Annotated in this window: 16 protein-coding genes and 1 tRNA gene; 10 read left to right on the forward strand and 7 right to left on the reverse strand. The window is 74.2% G+C overall.

The window, feature by feature from the left end:
- Position 1 precedes the first annotated feature (1 nt).
- Positions 2 to 265, reverse strand: a complete 264-nt coding sequence (locus PKA89_RS04945) for a hypothetical protein (RefSeq protein ID WP_324417161.1) — start codon at positions 263 to 265, stop codon at positions 2 to 4.
- Between the two features lie 784 nt (positions 266 to 1,049).
- On the opposite strand from PKA89_RS04945, the gene PKA89_RS04950 reads away from it, so the two are divergent.
- The 3 genes from PKA89_RS04950 (at position 1,050) to PKA89_RS04960 (ending at position 4,665) form a co-directional block, all read left to right on the forward strand.
- Positions 1,050 to 1,649, forward strand: a complete 600-nt coding sequence (locus tag PKA89_RS04950; RefSeq protein ID WP_324417163.1) for a hypothetical protein — start codon at positions 1,050 to 1,052, stop codon at positions 1,647 to 1,649.
- A 9-nt stretch (positions 1,650 to 1,658) separates the two neighbouring features.
- Positions 1,659 to 3,404, forward strand: a complete 1,746-nt coding sequence (locus PKA89_RS04955; RefSeq protein ID WP_324417165.1) for a lipase family protein — start codon at positions 1,659 to 1,661, stop codon at positions 3,402 to 3,404.
- 67 nt (positions 3,405 to 3,471) lie between these two features.
- Positions 3,472 to 4,665, forward strand: coding sequence for a sterol desaturase family protein (locus PKA89_RS04960; RefSeq protein ID WP_324417167.1), 1,194 nt, complete (start codon positions 3,472 to 3,474; stop codon positions 4,663 to 4,665).
- Positions 4,666 to 4,801: 136 nt separating this feature from the next.
- Here the strand turns inward: PKA89_RS04960 and PKA89_RS04965 are convergent.
- Positions 4,802 to 4,884: transfer RNA gene (locus PKA89_RS04965), tRNA-Leu, on the reverse strand.
- A 107-nt stretch (positions 4,885 to 4,991) separates the two neighbouring features.
- Entirely contained in the window at positions 4,992 to 5,981 is a 990-nt protein-coding gene (locus PKA89_RS04970; protein ID WP_324417169.1) for a pirin family protein, read from the reverse strand.
- A gap of 122 nt (positions 5,982 to 6,103) precedes the next feature.
- Between PKA89_RS04970 and PKA89_RS04975 the strand changes: the two genes are divergently transcribed.
- The 6 genes from PKA89_RS04975 to pknB are packed head-to-tail and all read left to right on the forward strand — an operon-like array spanning position 6,104 to position 13,578.
- Entirely contained in the window at positions 6,104 to 6,937 is an 834-nt protein-coding gene (locus PKA89_RS04975) for a DUF3662 and FHA domain-containing protein (RefSeq protein WP_324417171.1), read from the forward strand.
- A gap of 10 nt (positions 6,938 to 6,947) precedes the next feature.
- A complete protein-coding gene (locus tag PKA89_RS04980; protein ID WP_324417173.1) occupies positions 6,948 to 7,442 on the forward strand; it encodes an FHA domain-containing protein in 495 nt (164 codons plus the stop codon).
- Between the two features lie 3 nt (positions 7,443 to 7,445).
- Positions 7,446 to 8,891: a PP2C family serine/threonine-protein phosphatase gene (locus PKA89_RS04985; protein WP_324417175.1), complete on the forward strand. Its 1,446-nt coding sequence runs from the start codon at positions 7,446 to 7,448 to the stop codon at positions 8,889 to 8,891.
- Entirely contained in the window at positions 8,888 to 10,270 is a 1,383-nt protein-coding gene (locus PKA89_RS04990) for an FtsW/RodA/SpoVE family cell cycle protein (RefSeq protein WP_324417224.1), read from the forward strand. Before PKA89_RS04985 ends, PKA89_RS04990 begins: the two co-directional genes overlap by 4 nt.
- A complete protein-coding gene (locus PKA89_RS04995; RefSeq protein WP_324417177.1) occupies positions 10,267 to 11,721 on the forward strand; it encodes a penicillin-binding transpeptidase domain-containing protein in 1,455 nt (484 codons plus the stop codon). Before PKA89_RS04990 ends, PKA89_RS04995 begins: the two co-directional genes overlap by 4 nt.
- A 12-nt stretch (positions 11,722 to 11,733) precedes the next feature.
- Positions 11,734 to 13,578, forward strand: coding sequence for a Stk1 family PASTA domain-containing Ser/Thr kinase (pknB, locus tag PKA89_RS05000; protein WP_324417179.1), 1,845 nt, complete (start codon positions 11,734 to 11,736; stop codon positions 13,576 to 13,578).
- Between the two features lie 7 nt (positions 13,579 to 13,585).
- On the opposite strand, the gene PKA89_RS05005 is transcribed toward pknB, so the two are convergent.
- The 4 genes from PKA89_RS05005 to PKA89_RS05020 form a co-directional block, all read right to left on the reverse strand.
- Positions 13,586 to 14,242: an aminodeoxychorismate/anthranilate synthase component II gene (locus PKA89_RS05005; protein ID WP_324417181.1), complete on the reverse strand. Its 657-nt coding sequence runs from the start codon at positions 14,240 to 14,242 to the stop codon at positions 13,586 to 13,588.
- Positions 14,243 to 14,311: 69 nt separating this feature from the next.
- A complete protein-coding gene (locus PKA89_RS05010; protein WP_324417183.1) occupies positions 14,312 to 14,467 on the reverse strand; it encodes a hypothetical protein in 156 nt (51 codons plus the stop codon).
- A gap of 2 nt (positions 14,468 to 14,469) precedes the next feature.
- Complete coding sequence (locus PKA89_RS05015; RefSeq protein ID WP_324417185.1) at positions 14,470 to 15,144, reverse strand: class E sortase; 675 nt, start codon at positions 15,142 to 15,144, stop codon at positions 14,470 to 14,472.
- A complete protein-coding gene (locus PKA89_RS05020; RefSeq protein ID WP_324417187.1) occupies positions 15,141 to 15,890 on the reverse strand; it encodes a DUF881 domain-containing protein in 750 nt (249 codons plus the stop codon). Before PKA89_RS05020 ends, PKA89_RS05015 begins: the two co-directional genes overlap by 4 nt.
- A gap of 72 nt (positions 15,891 to 15,962) precedes the next feature.
- Between PKA89_RS05020 and PKA89_RS05025 the strand changes: the two genes are divergently transcribed.
- The gene (locus PKA89_RS05025; RefSeq protein ID WP_324417189.1) at positions 15,963 to 16,217 is read left to right on the forward strand and encodes a cell division protein CrgA; all 255 of its coding nucleotides are present in this window, start codon (positions 15,963 to 15,965) and stop codon (positions 16,215 to 16,217) included.
- Positions 16,218 to 16,320 lie beyond the last annotated feature (103 nt).

Raw genomic sequence — 16,320 nt, forward strand, 5'->3', positions numbered from 1 at the left:
GTCAGGCACCGGAGGCGGCGACGCGTCGCCAGGCGAGCGTGGCGCTCCAGCCCGCGACGACCGTGGCCAGCCCGGCCGTGAGGGCCAGCGCCCACTCGAGGGCGCCGCTGCCGCCGTCCGGGTCGGCGCCGGTCGTCGACTCGACCCAGGCCGGCTCGACGAGGGCCGCGACGGTGAGGACGGCGAAGAGGACGGTGAGGACCGTGCGGGCGACGGCCCGGCGGCGGTCGCGGCGGGCGGGGGGGGCGGTGGTGGGCGCGGGCATGGGGACCTCCAGGGTGGCCGGGTCCGGCCCGGGCGGACCGGACACTGGGAGGAGCGTCCCGCGCCCCCGCCGATACGTCCATGGCCCGGTCGGGGGAGCATCGGTACCCTCGGCCCGTGACCGGCTCGACGGGGGCCACGACCGACGGACGCGCCGCCCCCACCGGCGGGCGGGCGGTCCGTGCCGTCCCTTCACTGCTCCGTCCGCTGACCACCACCCTCCGGTGGGGCCCCCTCGTCGCGCTCGCCGCCGGATGGGCGCTGTGGTGCGCGCGGGCCGCGGCGACGCCGAGCGGGGTCTCGTGGCACTGGTTCGCGGAGGGCTCGCGGCAGCTGCTCGCGGAGGGCACGAGCGTGTACGCCCAACACTCGGACCTCCAGGTCGGGCCGCTCGCCCTGCTCGTCGTCGCCGGGGCGCGCGCGGTCGCGGGCGCGCACGCGCTCGGGCTGCTCCAGGTCCTCTCGACGGTGTGCCTCGCGGTCGTGGGATGGGCGTTGCTGCGGCTGCTCGGGCCGGCGCCGTCCGCACCGCGCGTCGCCGGCGCCCTCGCCGGATGGCTGGTGCTGGCGCCGGCGTGGGCGGTGCTCGCCGTCCGCTGGGTGCATCCGGACGACGTCCTCGCGCTCACCCTCCTCGCCGTGCTCGTCGCCGCCGTCGCCCGGCCGGGTCGGTGGTCGGTGGAGGTGGCGGCGCTCGCCGTCGTCCTCGCCGTCGCGGCCAAGCCGTGGGCCGTCGCCGGGGTGCCGCTGCTTGTCGCGCTGCCGCGCGCGCGCGGTGGCGGGCCGTGGTGCTCGCCGTCGTCGGGGTCGCGGCGGTGTGGCTGCCGTTCCTGCTCGCCGCCCGCGGGACGACCGGCGCCCTCGCCCCTCCGGTCCGGGTGTCCGACACCTCGGTCCTGTGGTGGCTGGGGCTGCACGACGGCGGAGTGGTCCCCGCCTGGGTGCGCCCGGTCCAGCTCGTCGGGGCCCCGGCGCTCGCGCTCCTCGCGGTGCTGCGCGGCCGGTGGGCCGGCGCACTGCTCGCCGGGCTGGCCCTGCGGTTCCTCGTCGACCCGCAGCACCTCGGCTACCACGCGGCCGGAGCGGTGCTCGTCGCGCTCGTCGCCGACCTCGGGAGCCGGCGCTGGTGGGTGCCGTGGCGCGCGCTCGTGACGGCCGCGGTGTTCTGGCAGCCGTTCACGAGCGACTACGCCACCCGGCTCACCACGACGGGCGGCCTCGACCACTGGTGGTTCGCGCACCCGCAGCTCGTCGCGTGGGCGGGTGGGGCCTGGGCCGTGCTCGCCGTCGTCGACGCCCTCGCCCAGATGCCCCGCACGCCCGGTCCGATCGTCCCCGTGGGCGCTCCTTCGACAACGCTCGCCCCCGACGCCGCGGAACCCTAGCCTCCGGCCATGACCACGGAGCCCCGCTCCTCGGCCTCGCGGCAGCCGTCCCGTCACCGCGGAGGCCGGGTGCTGGTCGCCGTCGTGGGGGCGGTCGCCGTCCTCGTCGGCGGCTGGCTCGCCCTGCTGCCCTTCGCGTCCCTCGCCCTGCTGCTCCTCCTGCTGCTGCTCGGCCTGCTCGTCGCCGCGGCGTCCGAGCTCGTCGACCTGCCGGGACCACCGCTGCTGCGCCGCCTGGCCCTGGCCCGGGCAGGTGTCTACGTGCTCGGCGCGGTGGCCCTCGTCCTGTGGACCGGTCTCGGCGTGCGCGTGGCGATCGTCGTCATCGGGGTCACCCTGCTCGTCGGCGGCGTGCTCGAGGTCGTCGGAGCCCGCCGCGAGCAGGGGGTCGAGCGGTGGAACGCCGTCCTCGGGGGGGCCTCGTCGGCGCTGTTCGGCCTGCTCGCCCTCGCCTGGCCGGACATCAGCGTCATCGCCGTCGGCGTGCTCACGGGGGTGCGGCTGGTCGTCCTCGGCGCACGGCTGCTCTGGCGGGCGGTCCGGCCCGCGGCCACGGGCTCGGGGCGGTGGCGGCCCTGGTTGCGGCTGGTCGGCAACGTCGCCGCGGTGCTCGTCGCGGGGCTGCTGGCGCTCGTCAGCCTGTCGCTGAACCGGGCTGCCCCGCAGCCCGACTCGTTCTACACCGCGCCCTCGTCCGTGCCCGCGCAACCGGGGCAGCTGCTGCGGAGCGAGGCGTACACGACGAAGATCCCGGCCGGCGCGCAGGCGTGGCGCATCCTCTACACCACCACGCGCGACGAGGGGGTCCCCGCGGTCGCGAGCGCCCTCGTCGTCGTGCCGGAGCAGCGCTCGGGTCCGCTGCCGGTCATCGCCTGGGCGCACGGCACCACGGGCGCCGCACCGGGGTGCGCCCCGACCGTCATCGACCCCTTCGAGGCGGGCGCCTTCTTCCTCCTCGACCGGGTCCTGTCCAACGGCTGGGGCTTCGTCGGCACCGACTACGTCGGGCTCGGCACCGCCGGCCCGCACCCGTACCTCATCGGGCAGGGCGAGGGTCGCTCCGTGCTCGACGCGGTGCGGGCCGCGCACCAGCTGAGCGAGGCCGGGCTCGGCGAGCAGACCGTCGTCTGGGGCCACAGCCAGGGCGGCCACGCGGCGCTGTGGACCGGCATCCTGGCCCCGACCTACGCGCCGGACGTCGACCTCGTCGGGGTCGCCGCCCTGGCTCCGGCGAGCAACCTCCCGGCGCTCGTCGACCACCTCCCCGAGGTCACCGGCGGCGAGCTGTTCGCGTCCTACGTCGTCGACGCCTACACCCGGCGGTACCCGGACGTGACCTACCGCGAGTACGTCCGGCCGCAGGCCGAGCCCGTCGTCCGCGAGATGGCCAAGCGCTGCCTCGCCGAGCCGAGCACCCTCGTCTCGGTCGCCACCGTCCTCTCCCTCGACAGCCCGGTCTGGCGGGGTGACCCGAACCGCGGCCCCCTCGCCGCGCGGTTGCGCGAGAACGTCCCGACCGGCCGCATCGAGGCACCGCTGCTCATCGGCCAGGGCGCGGACGACTCGCTCGTCGACCCGAGGGCCCAGGACGCCTACGTCCGGGACCGCTGTGCCGCAGGCCAGCAGGTCGACTACCGCGTCTACCCCGGCCGCGACCACGTCCCGCTCGTCGAGCCGGACTCGCCCGCGGTCCCCGAGCTCCTCGCGTGGACGAAGGCCCGGCTGGCCGGCGACCCGCCGAAGAACACCTGCTGACCATCTGCCGGTGCGGGACCGGTCACAGCGGGTGACGTCCGTGGTTACCCGTGGGTACCGTGACGGGATGAAGCGGCCCGACCTCACCGTCCTCGCCATCCCGGCCTTCGTCGGTGCGATGGCGGCGGAGTACCGGTGGCAGAAGCGGCACCCGGCCCCGGCCGAGACGACCCGCGCCGGCGACTACGAGCTCGCCGACACGATGGCCAGCCTGACGATGGGCGTCGGCAGCCTGCTCGCACCCTTCGTCGCGAAGAAGCTGCTGGACCCCGTGACGCCCGGCGTCGGGAGGCGCGCGCGCTGGCTGATGGGGACGGCGGTCGCGGCCTCGGCGGCGACGACCGTCCTCGACGTCGTCCGCCGGCACCGCGCCGAGGGCGGGCTCCCGGCCGCGAGATCCATCCCCGAGGAGGCCCGTCCGGTGCGGCGCGACGCGACGGCGTCGGCGAGCCCCGGGTCGGAGCCGCCGGTCGTGCGGCGGGTCACCGGCGGGCTGGCGGTGGCGGCCGTCGCCTCGACCGCGCTCACCGTGGCCACCACCTGGTCGGCGCAGACGAGCGGACAGCGCCTCTTCGCCCGCAGCCGCCGCGACCTCGGCACCGGCCTGCTCGCCAACGCGGTGGCGATCCTCGGCTGGGACGCCATCTACTACTGGAACCACCGCTTCAACCACGAGAGCCGCTGGCTGTGGGCGATGCACGTCGTGCACCACAGCAGCGAGCGCTACAACCTCTCGACGGCGCTGCGCCAACCGGTCGCCGAGGGCCTGACGATGAGCGTCCCGTACGGGCTGCTCGCGCTGGTCGGGGTGCGGCCCAGCGTCATCGAGAACGCCCGCGCGCTCAACCTCATCTACCAGTTCTGGATCCACACCGAGGCGATCCGCTCGATCGGGTGGCTCGAGAAGGTGCTCAACACGCCGTCGCACCACCGGGTGCACCACGGATCGAACTCGCGCTACCTCGACCGCAACCACGGCAGCATCCTCATCGTCTGGGACAAGCTGTTCGGCACCTTCGAGCAGGAGGAGGAGCCGGTCGTCTACGGGCTGACGAAGAACATCGAGACGTACAACCCCGCGGTCATCGCGACGCACGAGTGGCTCGACATCGCGCGGGACGTCGCCGGGTCCTCGACCTGGCGCGACCGGTGGTCCTTCCTGCTGCGCGGGCCGGGCTGGGCCTACGACCGGCACCGGATGCTCGCCGCCGCCGGCGACCCCGCGATGGAGCCGGCGCCGACCGCCCCCGTCGCCGCCTGACCCCGTCGACCCCCGGCCCCCCGCCCCTCCCGCGAACGTGTGTGAAGAACGTCGGTTTCTGCGCGCCGACCTCACACACGTTCGCGCGGAGCCGAGAACGCCCCGACGAAAAGCGTGTCGGGGCGTTCTCGTTCAGTGCGCAAGGGGGGATTTGAACCCCCACGCCCGTAAGGACACTGCCACCTGAAGACAGCGCGTCTGCCGTTCCGCCACTTGCGCGTGGTGCTCGATGAGCCGTCCCAGTGTGCCCGATGACCCCCGGATCGGCCAAAGTGGTCCCCCGGCGCCACCCGGAGAGGCTTCGAGGCCCGGCTCGGCTCCGGGGCTCAGGACAGCGGCGGGGCCTCGACTACCGGCCCGGCATCGGGAGCAGACGGCCGGTTGCCCCGAGGCCTGAGCCGGACGCCGGGCAGCGCCGGCGCCGGGATGCGCGCCACGGCACCCTCGTAGCCCTCGACCCGGCCGAACGCGCCCGCCGGCCCACCGGCCGCACCCGACTCCCACTCCTCACGGGCGGCGGCCACCTCGTCGTGCGAGCGCCCGACGAAGTTCCACCACATGACGACCTCCTCGCGGAACGGCTCGCCGCCGAGCAGCAGCACCCGCGCCCCCCCCGCACCGGCCGGGAGCGCCACGCCACCGTCCGCACCCGAGCGGCGCTCCAGCCCGGCCAGCGACGCCGACGACACGGCCACCCCCTCGACCGTCACCTCGCCCGTGTCGACGAGCACGCCCAGCTCGAACCCCTCGGGCACCGGCACCTCGACGGTCGCCCCGGGCGCCAGCACGACCTCCGCCCCGAGCAGCGCCGTCTCCACGCGCACCGGCGACGTCGACCCCCACAGCGACCCGACGAACACCCGCGCCTCCACCCCGGGCGCCGGCGACAGGGCCGACGGGACGTGGTGCTCGAACCGCGGCTCCACCCCGGCCGACCCCGACGGCAGGACGACCCACAGCTGCGCCCCGTGGAGCACCGTCGTCGAGTCGGTCGAGACCTCGGAGTGGGAGATGCCCCGCCCGGCGGTCATGAGGTTGACCTCGCCGGGACGCACCGCGGCCACGGTGCCCAGCGAGTCGCGGTGCTCGACCTCCCCGCTGAACAGCCACGACACGGTGGCCAGGCCGCAGTGCGGGTGCGGCGCGACGTCCATCCCCCCGCTGACCGAGACGTCGTCCGGGCCGTAGTGGTCGGCGAAGCACCAGGCCCCGACGAAGGACCGCTCGCGAGAGGGCAGCGTGCGCCGCACGGTCATCGCCCGTGGGCCACCGAGCGGCACCTCGCGCGGCCGGAGCACCTGGACCGACTCCACCATCCCTCCACGGTACGCACACCGACTCGGCACGACGCCCCCGCACGCCCTTCAGGGTGCATGCAGCCGCGGCGGATACGCTGGACCGACGTCTGCCGGCCCGAGACCTGACCAGGAGGTGCACCGTGGGTCTGCTCGACCGCCTCGAGGCGGGGATCGAACGCGCCGTCCAGGGCACCTTCGCCCGGCACCTGCGCTCCGCCGTGCACCCCGTCGAGATCGCGAGCAACATCCGGCGCGCGATGGACGACCGCGCGGTCACCTCCTCCGGCCGGGCCATCGTCCCGAACGTCTTCGTCATCGAGCTGAGCCCCAGCGACTTCGACCGTCTCCAGCCCGACCTGCGCAGCGTCGAGGACGACCTCGTCGCCGCCGCGGAGGAGCACTGCGACGGCCAGCACTACCAGCCGGCCGGCCCCATCGACATCGTCTTCGAGGAGCACGACGACCTCGAGACCGGCGTCTTCCGGCTCCGCCCGAGCAAGGCCTCGCGCCCGCGCGCCACCGGGATGACCGGCCAGCAGCGGGCCGCCCGCCCGGCCCCGGCACCCGTCCCGGTCGAGGCCCCGCCCGTCGCGGGGACCCCCGACGAGGACGACGACCAGCCGACCCGCCCCAACGCGCAGCAGGCCCCGCCGGCCCGGCCGCGGCGCGTCAACCCCGCCGACCGGCCGTGGCTCGACGTCGACGGCGAGCGCTACCCGCTGATGGGCGCGATGACCATCCTCGGCCGCGACGACAGCGCCGACATCATCCTCGACGACCCGGGCATCTCGCGCCGGCACAGCGAGCTGCGGGTCACCACCGACGGCCCGCACTTCGTGACGAGCGTCCGCGACCTCGGCTCGACCAACGGCACCTTCGTCAACGGCGAGCGCATCACGAGCACCCACCTCGAGGACGGCGACCGGATCACCGTCGGCCGCACCTCCATCACCTTCCGCGCCGGGCGGCGGTGACCCGGCGATGATGAGCGAGCTCACCCTCACCGTGCTCCGGCTCGGGCTGCTCGTCGCGCTCTGGGCGTTCGTGTTCGCCGTCGTCGGCGTGCTCCGCGGCGACCTCTACGGCACCCGCGTCAACAAGCGCGCGGCCGCCACACCGGCCCGCCAGGGTGCTCCCGCCGCCGGTCGCCCCCGCCCGTCCCGCACCCCGAAGCCGTCGAAGAAGGGCCCGACCCGGCTCGTCGTCACCGCCGGCCCCCTCTCCGGCACCGCCCTGCCGCTGCGCGCGTCGGGCACCCTCATCGGCCGCAGCCCCGAGTGCGCCCTCGTCCTCGACGACGACTACGCCTCGGGCCGGCACGCCCGCATCTACGAGGACGAGCGCGGCACGTGGATGGTCGAGGACCTCCGCTCGACGAACGGCACCTACCTCGGGTCGACCCGGCTCACCGAGCCGCGCGAGGTCGTGGCCGGGAGCGTGCTGCGGATCGGGCAGACGACGCTCGAGCTGCAGAGGTAGCCGATGCCGTTCGCCTTCCACTACGCGGCCCGCTCCGACGTCGGCATGGTCCGGTCCAACAACGAGGACTCCGGGTACGCCGGTCCCCACCTCCTCGCGATGGCCGACGGGATGGGCGGGCACGCGGGCGGCGACGTCGCCAGCTCCACCGTCGTCGCCGCGCTGGTCGAGCTCGACGGCGAGTCGCTGTCCGGCCGCGAGGCCAGCCAGGCCCTCCTCGACCGCATCCGCGCCGCGAACCACGAGATCGGCAGCGCCGTCGACGAGAACCCCCGCCTCGACGGGATGGGCACGACCCTCATCGCGATGCTCCGCACCGGCGACCGCATCGCCCTGGCGCACATCGGGGACTCGCGCGCCTTCCTGGTCCGCGACGGCGAGGTCACCCAGGTGACCAAGGACCACTCGTTCGTGCAGAACCTCGTCGACGAGGGCCGGATCACCGCCGACGAGGCCAAGACCCACCCGCAGCGCTCGCTCGTCACCCGCGTCCTCACCGGCGCCGACGGCGACGAGCCCGACCTCGTCGTGCGCCAGGGCCGGGCGGGCGACCGCTACGTCATCGCCTCGGACGGGCTGACCGACTACGTCGCCCGCGAGACCGTCGACGAGGTGCTGCGCGACACCAAGGACCCCGGCGAGTGCGCCGACCGGCTCGTCGCCCTCGCGCTGCGGGCCGGCGCCCCGGACAACGTCACCGTCGTCGTCGGCGACCTCGTCGACATCGCCAAGGTCGATGCCCCGCCGACCCAGCCGCAGGTCGTCGGCGCCGCCGCCGCGCGCCGGCGGGGCACCCGCCCCATCCCGGTCACGCCCGCCGAGAAGGCCGCCGCGCTGAGCAAGTCCGCGGCCCGCTCCGGAGACGACGACGAGGACGACGAGGAGGGCGTCACCCTCGCCGAGGAGGGCCCGCGCACCCGCCGCGGCGTCGCCCTGCGGCTCGCCGCGGCCCTCGTCGTCGCCGTGGTCGTCCTCGCCGGCGGCTCCTACGCGGCGTACGCGTGGTCGCAGCGGCAGTACTACCTCGGCGAGCAGGACGGCATCGTCACCGTCTTCCGCGGCGTCGACCAGGACCTCGGCCCGATCTCGCTGCACAGCCCCGAGTACTCGACGACCATCCCGGTCGACGACCTGCCCGCCTCCTACCAGCAGAGCCTCGAGCGCGGCATCGAGGTCGCGAACCGGGCCGACGCCGACTCCCGGGTCAGCGAGCTGCGGGTCCAGGCCGAGGCGTGCCGCTACGCGCGCAGCCAGGGCGACGCGTGCCGCACCGTCCCGCCCACGTGGACGGCGCCGAGCCCGACCCCGTCCGGGTCCTCGACCGCGAGCCCCTCGCCCGGCGCCACCCCGAGCACGACCGGGACCTCCCTCCCGACGCTGCCCTCGACGCCGTCGCTGCCCTCGGTGGGCGTCCCCACGTCCACCCCGACCGTGCCCCCGCCGGTATGAGCGTCGTCTCGTCGGTCGCCCCGCGCTCCGGCCGCACCACCGAGCTCGTCCTGACCCTCGGGGCGGTCGGCATCGTCGGGCTCGCGTACGTCAACCTCGGCCTCGCGACGACGGGCACCGTGCCCCCGGGGCTCGCCGCGCTCGGCCTTGGCTACCTCGGGGTCTCCCTCGCCTTCCACCTCGTGCTGCGCTGGCGGGCCTCGTACGCCGACCCGCTGATCCTGCCGATCGTCACGCTGCTCAACGGCCTCGGCCTCGTGATGATCCACCGCATCGACATCGCCCGAGGCCGCGACATCGCCGACGGCGTCGCCCTGCGGCAGCTGATGTGGAGCGCGCTCGCGGTCGCCATCGCCGCCGGCGTCCTCGTCGTGCTGCGCGACCACCGGCTGCTGCGCCGCTACACCTTCCTCGCCGGCGCGATCGGCTTCTCGCTGCTGCTCCTGCCGCTGCTGCCGATCATCGGCAACTCCGAGTTCGGCTCGCGCATCTGGATCCGGATCGGCCCGTTCTCGTTCCAGCCCGGTGAGGTCGCCAAGCTCGCGCTCGCGGTGTTCTTCGCCGGCTACCTCGTGCAGACCCGTGACGCCCTCTCGGTCGCCGGCCGCAAGATCCTCGGGATGACGCTGCCGCGCGCCCGCGACCTCGGGCCGATCCTCATCGCCTGGCTGGCCAGCCTCGCCGTCCTCGTCTTCGAGCGCGACCTCGGCTCCTCGCTGCTCTTCTTCGGCCTCTTCGTCGCGATGCTCTACGTCGCCACCGAGCGGGTCTCGTGGATCGCTATCGGCCTCGGGCTCTTCGGGGCCGGCGCGTACCTGGCCTACCTCGTCTTCGACCACGTCCAGACCCGGGTGCTGCTCTGGCTGCACACCTTCACCCCGGAGGCGCTGCAGACCTCCGACCAGCTCGCGAAGGGCCTCATGGGGATGGCGGCCGGCGGGATGGTCGGCACCGGCATCGGCCGCGGCCGCCCGGACCTCACCTACCTCGCCGAGTCCGACTTCATCATCCCGAGCTTCGGCGAGGAGATCGGGATGATCGGCCTGTTCGCGATCCTCGTGCTCTACGCGCTGCTCGTCGAGCGCGGCCTGCGCACCTCGCTCGGCACGCGCGACGGCTTCGGCAAGCTGCTCGCCGCCGGCCTCTCGTTCTCGCTCGCCCTCCAGTGCTTCGTCGTCGTCGGGGGCGTCACGCGGGTCATCCCGCTGACCGGCCTCACCGCGCCGTTCCTCTCGGCCGGTGGGTCCTCGCTGCTCGCGAACTGGGCGCTCGTCGCCGTCCTGCTGCGCATCTCCGACCACGCGCGCCGCCCGCTGCCCGACACCCGTGCGACGCGCGCCGTCGGGGAGGCCCGCACCGAGGTGGTGAGGCTGCCGTGAACGCGCCCGTCCGCCGGCTCTCGCTCCTCGTGGCCTTCCTCTTCGCCTCGCTGCTCGTCTCGACGACGCTCATCCAGTACGTCTTCGCCGCCGACCTCAACGCTCGCCCGGACAACCGGCGCACCCTGCTGGCGACCTACGCCCGCGAGCGCGGCGAGATCCTCGTCGGGCAGACGCCGGTCGCCAGGTCGGTGGCCACCAAGGACGAGTTCAAGTTCCAGCGCACCTACGAGGACCCCACGCTCTGGGCGCACGTCACCGGGTTCTACTCGTTCTACGGGGCCGTCGGCGGGCTCGAGCAGGCCGAGAACTCGTTGCTGTCCGGGTCGAGCGACAAGCTGTTCTACCGGCGCATCTCCGACCTCTTCACCGGGCGCCGGCCGCAGGGCGCCACCCTCGAGACGACGCTCGACGCGAAGGTGCAGAAGGCGGCGTCCGACGCGCTCGGTGACGCCCGCGGCGCCGCCGTCGCCATCGACCCGAAGACCGGCGCGATCCTCGCGCTGGTCAGCCACCCGAGCTTCGACCCCAACACGCTCGCCGGCCACGACCTCGGCACCGTCGACAAGAACTACCAGGCCCTGACCAAGGCCGAGGGTCGCCCCCTCGTCGACCGCGCGATCGGCGGCGACCTCTACCCGCCGGGGTCGGTCTTCAAGGTGGTCACCGCCGCCGCCGCGCTCTCGAGCGGTGACTACACGGCCGACTCCACGCTCCCCGGTGGCGCCTTCCTCGACCTGCCCCAGACGACGACCAACCTGCCCAACCACGACAACCAGCCGTGCAGTCCGTCCGGCGAGGTCACCCTCAAGCAGGCACTCGTCGTCTCCTGCAACCCCGCCTTCGGCGAGGTCGGCATGAAGATCGGCGCGGACACGCTGCGCGAGCAGGCCGCCAAGTTCGGCTTCGGCGACGCCCCGACCATCCCGATGCGGGTGACGCCGAGCACCGTCCCGGCCGAGCTGAACCCGCCGCAGCTCGCGCAGTCCGCGATCGGGCAGTACGACGTGCGGGTCACCCCGATGCAGATGGCCATGGTCGCCGCGGGCATCGCGAACAAGGGCGTCGTCATGCAGCCCTACCTCGTGCAGTCGGTCATCGGCTCGGACCTCTCGGTCATCGAGTCCACCGAGCCGACCGAGCTCTCCGAGGCGGTGACCCCCGAGGTCGCCGCGACGCTCACCGACATGATGGTCGGTGTCGTCGACGAGGGGACGGGCACCAAGGCGCAGATCTCCGGGATCAAGGTCGCCGGCAAGACCGGCACCGCGGAGCACGGCACGGGACGCCGGGCGCACGCGTGGTTCATCTCGTTCGCGCCCGCGGACGACCCGAAGATCGCCGTGGCGGTCGTCGTCGAGGACGGCGGCACGGCCGGGAGCGAGACCGGGGGCGGTGCGGTGGCGGCACCGATCGCCCGGAAGATGATGGAAGCACGGCTGAGCCGATGAGGAGTGCACGACATGGTTGACGTCCCGGAGCTGCTCGGGGGTCGGTACGAGGTGGGCGACCTCCTCGGCCGCGGCGGCATGGCGGAGGTCCACCGTGGGTTCGACACCCGCCTGGGCCGCTCGGTCGCCATCAAGATGCTGCGCAGCGACCTCGCGCGCGACGCCACGTTCATCACCCGCTTCCGGCGCGAGGCGCAGTCGGCCGCCGCCCTCAACCACGCCTCCATCGTCGCCGTCTACGACCACGGCGAGGACCACGTCCACACCGAGTCCGGCGGCGCCAAGGTCAACATCCCGTACATCGTCATGGAGTACGTCGACGGCCGGACGCTGCGCGAGGTGCTCTCCGAGAGAAGGCAGCTCGACCCCGACGACGCCGTCCGCGTCATGGAGGGGGTCCTCGACGCGCTCGCCTACAGCCACCGCCAGGGCATCGTGCACCGCGACATCAAGCCGGCCAACGTCATGGTCGCCACCGACGGCTCGGTCAAGGTGATGGACTTCGGCATCGCCCGCGCGATGGCCGACGCGAACGCCACGGTCACCGCCACCCAGGCAGTCATCGGCACGGCGCAGTACCTCTCCCCGGAGCAGGCCCAGGGCCACTCCGTCGACGCCCGCTCCGACCTCTACTCCGCCGGCTGCATGCTCTTCGAGCTGCTCACCGGACGGCCGCCGTTCATGGGCGACAGCCCGGTCGCCATCGCCTACCAGCACGTCGGCGAGCCGCCGGTGCCACCGTCGCGCTTCGCCCCCGACGTCTCCGAGGACCTCGACGCCGTCGTCCTCCACGCGCTCGAGAAGCCGCGCGAGGACCGCTACCAGGACGCCGACGAGTTCCGCTCCGACCTGCACGCGGTGCGGATGGGCCGGCCGGTGAGCATCGCCGCCCGCTCCTCCGCCGCCGCCCTGGCCGGCGCCGCGGCCGCCGGGGTCACCGAGGCCCTGCCGGCCTCCGGTGCGCTCTCCGACCGCACCGCCGCGTGGGACGCGCCGGTCGCCACGCCGCCCCCGCCCCCGGAGGACGAGGGGCCGCTGACCCGGCGCGACCGGATGGACGACGACGACCGCGGCCGCCGCCCGGCCGCGGCGATCCTCCTCGTCATCGCCGTGCTCGCCGCGCTCGGCCTCCTCGCGTTCGGGCTCGTCAAGTACTTCGGCACCGACGCCGTCCCCACGGTCACCGTGCCCTCGGTCGTCGACGCCCCGCAGGACGCCGCGACCGCCAAGCTGACGAACGCCGGCTTCCGGGTGGAGTCGGTGACCGCCGCGTCCGACACCGTCGACGAGGGCAACGTCATCTCGCAGACCCCGGAGGGCGGGACGCAGGCCGAGAAGGGCTCGACCGTGCGGATCACCGTCTCCGGCGGGCCGAACAACGTCGAGGTCCCCGACCTCGCCGGCCGCACCCTGGACGAGGCGAAACAGCTGCTCAGCGATGTCGGGCTGACCCTCGGCGACGTCCAGGAGGTCGACGACCCGGACACCGAGAAGGGCGTCGTCATCTCCTCCGACCCGGCGGCGAAGGTGCAGACCAAGCCCGGCACCCGGATCAACCTCAAGGTCGGCTCCGGCAAGGTCGAGGTGCCGAACGTCGTCGGGATGACCCAGAACGCCGCCCAGCGTGCGCTGGCCGACGCCAACCTCCAGGTCGAGACCGAGTACAAGCAGACCGACGCGGTGCCCGAGGGTCAGGTCATCGACCAGTCGCCGAAGGGCAAGACGACGGCCGACATCGGCTCGACGGTCAAGCTCGTCATCGCGCAGAAGGCGGCACCGACCATCACCCCGACGACGGCCACGCCGACGCCGACCGAGTCCGGGACCCCCACCCCGTCCGGGACGCCCTCGCCCTGACTCGCGCTCAGCCGGCGGCGACCATCCGGGCGACGCCGGCGGCGTCGTGGACCAGCGGGGAGAGGCCGTCGGCCCGCTGCACCGCGTCGGCCATCCCGGCCATCCGCAGCCAGTTCGCGAGCATGAGGTGCCCGCCCTGGGTGAGCACCGACTCGGGGTGGAACTGCACGCCGTGCAGCGGCAGGGTGGCGTGCCGCACGGCCATGACGATGCCGCTCTCGGTGTGCCCGTTGGGGACCAGCGTCTCCGGCATCGTCGCCGGGTCGATGGTCAGCGAGTGGTAGCGGGTGGCGGTGAACGGCTGCGGCACCCCGGCGAGGACGCCGGTGCCGTCGTGGAGGACGGTCGAGGTCTTGCCGTGGAGCAGCTCGGGGGCGCGGTCGACGGTCGCGCCCATGACCACGCCGAGCGCCTGGTGGCCGAGGCAGACCCCGAGCATCGGCTGCTCGCGCTCGGCGCACGCCTCGATCATCGCCATCGAGACCCCGGCCTCCTCGGGGGTGCCGGGGCCGGGGGAGACGAGGACGCCGTCGAAGTCGGCGGCGTCGGCCGGCGCGACGGCGTCGTTGCGGACGACCTCGCACTCGGCGCCGAGCTGCTCGAGGTAGCCGACGATCGTGAAGACGAAGCTGTCGTAGTTGTCGACGACGAGGACCCGGGTCATGCCCCCATGGTGCCGTGCGGCGCGGGCCCGGTCACGCGGGCGTCCACCGCCCGACGCGGCCACACGCGGTCAGCCGACGGTGTTGTCGTTGAAGGGCACGAGGTCGGCGACGGCCGGGAAGACCCACTGGAAGAGCACCGCGACGACGAGGGCCGCGAGCACGAGGGCCTCGATCACTCTGAGCCACACCGGCCCCGGCAGGACCCGCCACAGCGCCGCGTACATCCTCAGCCCTCCACGCTCGTCCAGTCGGCCAGCCGCCACTGCGCCCGGGGCACGGCCTTCACGAGCCGGCCGTGGGTGATGTAGCGCTGCGTCGCGCTGTACTTCGGGTGGCAGGAGGTCATCGTGATCATCCGCTCGGTCGGGGTGGCGCCGGGGCGGTCGGGCACCGGCGCGATGACCTCGGTCTGCCACGGCCGGACGATCTCGTGCGAGGTCACCTCGTAGACGTAGACCGTCGGCTGGGTCTCGACGATGACCCGGTCGCCGGCCCGCAGCCGGTCGATGTCGTGGAACGGGCGGCCGTAGGTGGTGCGGTGACCGGCCACCGCGAAGTTGCCGACCGCCCCGGGCGCGGCCGAGTCGGTGTAGTGCCCGACCCCGAGCGCGAGCACCGGCCGGCCGACCCCCTCGATGACCGGGCGGGCGAAGTCGGCGCCGAAGCGGGGGACCCGGATGACGGCGAACGCCTTCGCCGTCCCCAGCTCGGGGAACTCGTCGTGGCCGACCGTGCCGTCGCGGCCGCTGCCGAAGTCGTCGGTGAGCGTCTGCACGAGCCGGCCCTGGACCCGCTCGGCGGTGACGTCGGTCCACCACAGCTGCCACGCGACGAAGAGCAGGACGAGCACACCGGCGGTGATGAGCAGCTCGCCGAGCCACCCCGTGAGTCGGCGGGTCACGAGCCGGCGACCTCGGCCTTCGAGGGCGTGATGCTGCCGGCGTACGCGGGGAAAGTCTGCTCGCCCTTGTCCTCGACGTCGTAGCCGAGGCCGAAGGCGATCGCGTACTGGCGGATGAGGTCGACGTCGCGGTCGGCGCGCAGGGTCGAGCGCATCCGGTCGACGTCGCCGATCGCGGTGATGCGGTAGGGCGGTGAGTAGACCCGGCCCTGGAGGATGAGGGTGTTGCCGACGCAGCGGACGGCGCTGGTCGAGACCACCCGCTGGTCCTGGATCATCATCGCCTCGGCGCCGCCGGCCCACAACGCGTTGACGACCGCCTCGACGTCCTGCTGGTGGATGACGAAGTCGTCGGGGTCGGCGCCGGGCGGGACCTCGCCGCCGGGCAGCGGCGCGTCCTCGAGGCTGACCTGGAGCGCCGGCCCGCGCACCGCGGTGCGGCCGGCCGCGGCGGCGATCTCGGCGGACTGGCGCTCGAGCTTCTGGGTCGTCAGGTCGCCGGGGGCGAGCGCGGCGGTGGCCTCCTCGACCTCGCTGCGCAGCCGGTCGGCCTCGGCGGCGCGGGCGGCGTTGACCCGGGTCTGCTCGCGGATGAGGTCGGGCAACCGGGTGTAGTCGGCGCGCAGGTCCTCACCCTGGGAGGCGCGGACGCTCGAGGCGAAGAGCGCGCCGGCAACGAGGGCGGCGACGGGGACGAGCCACGGCCAGGGCGAGGGTCGGTCGACCCGGCCGGCGTGCGTGCCCACCCTCGCTCCCCTCTCTCGTCGGTGCTCCCTCTACGCTAGGGCACGAGTCTGACCGATCCGGAGGAGTTCCCCGTGCCCGAGTCCAAGGGACGCAAGAAGCCCGCCTACACCCCGCCGCGGACCGCGGCGGCGAGCCAGCAGGGCCCGAACCCGCGCTGGTTCGTCCCGGTGATGCTCACCCTCATGGTGCTCGGGCTGCTCTGGGTCGTCACGTACTACATCTCGGGGGTGCACGAGCTCCCGGTGCCGCAGCTCGGCCGCTGGAACCTCGGGGTCGGCTTCGGCCTCATGCTCTCCGGCTTCCTCATGACCACCCGCTGGCGCTGAGCGCGAGCGCTTCCCGCGTCGAGGCCCCGGGACACCGACCACGGTCGGACCCGGGGCCTTCGCACGTCCGGGGTCGGATGGTTGTCCACAGGGGTTGTCCACA

It is taken from the genome of Phycicoccus sp. (assembly GCF_035325325.1).
Taxonomy (GTDB): Bacteria; Actinomycetota; Actinomycetes; order Actinomycetales; family Dermatophilaceae; genus Phycicoccus.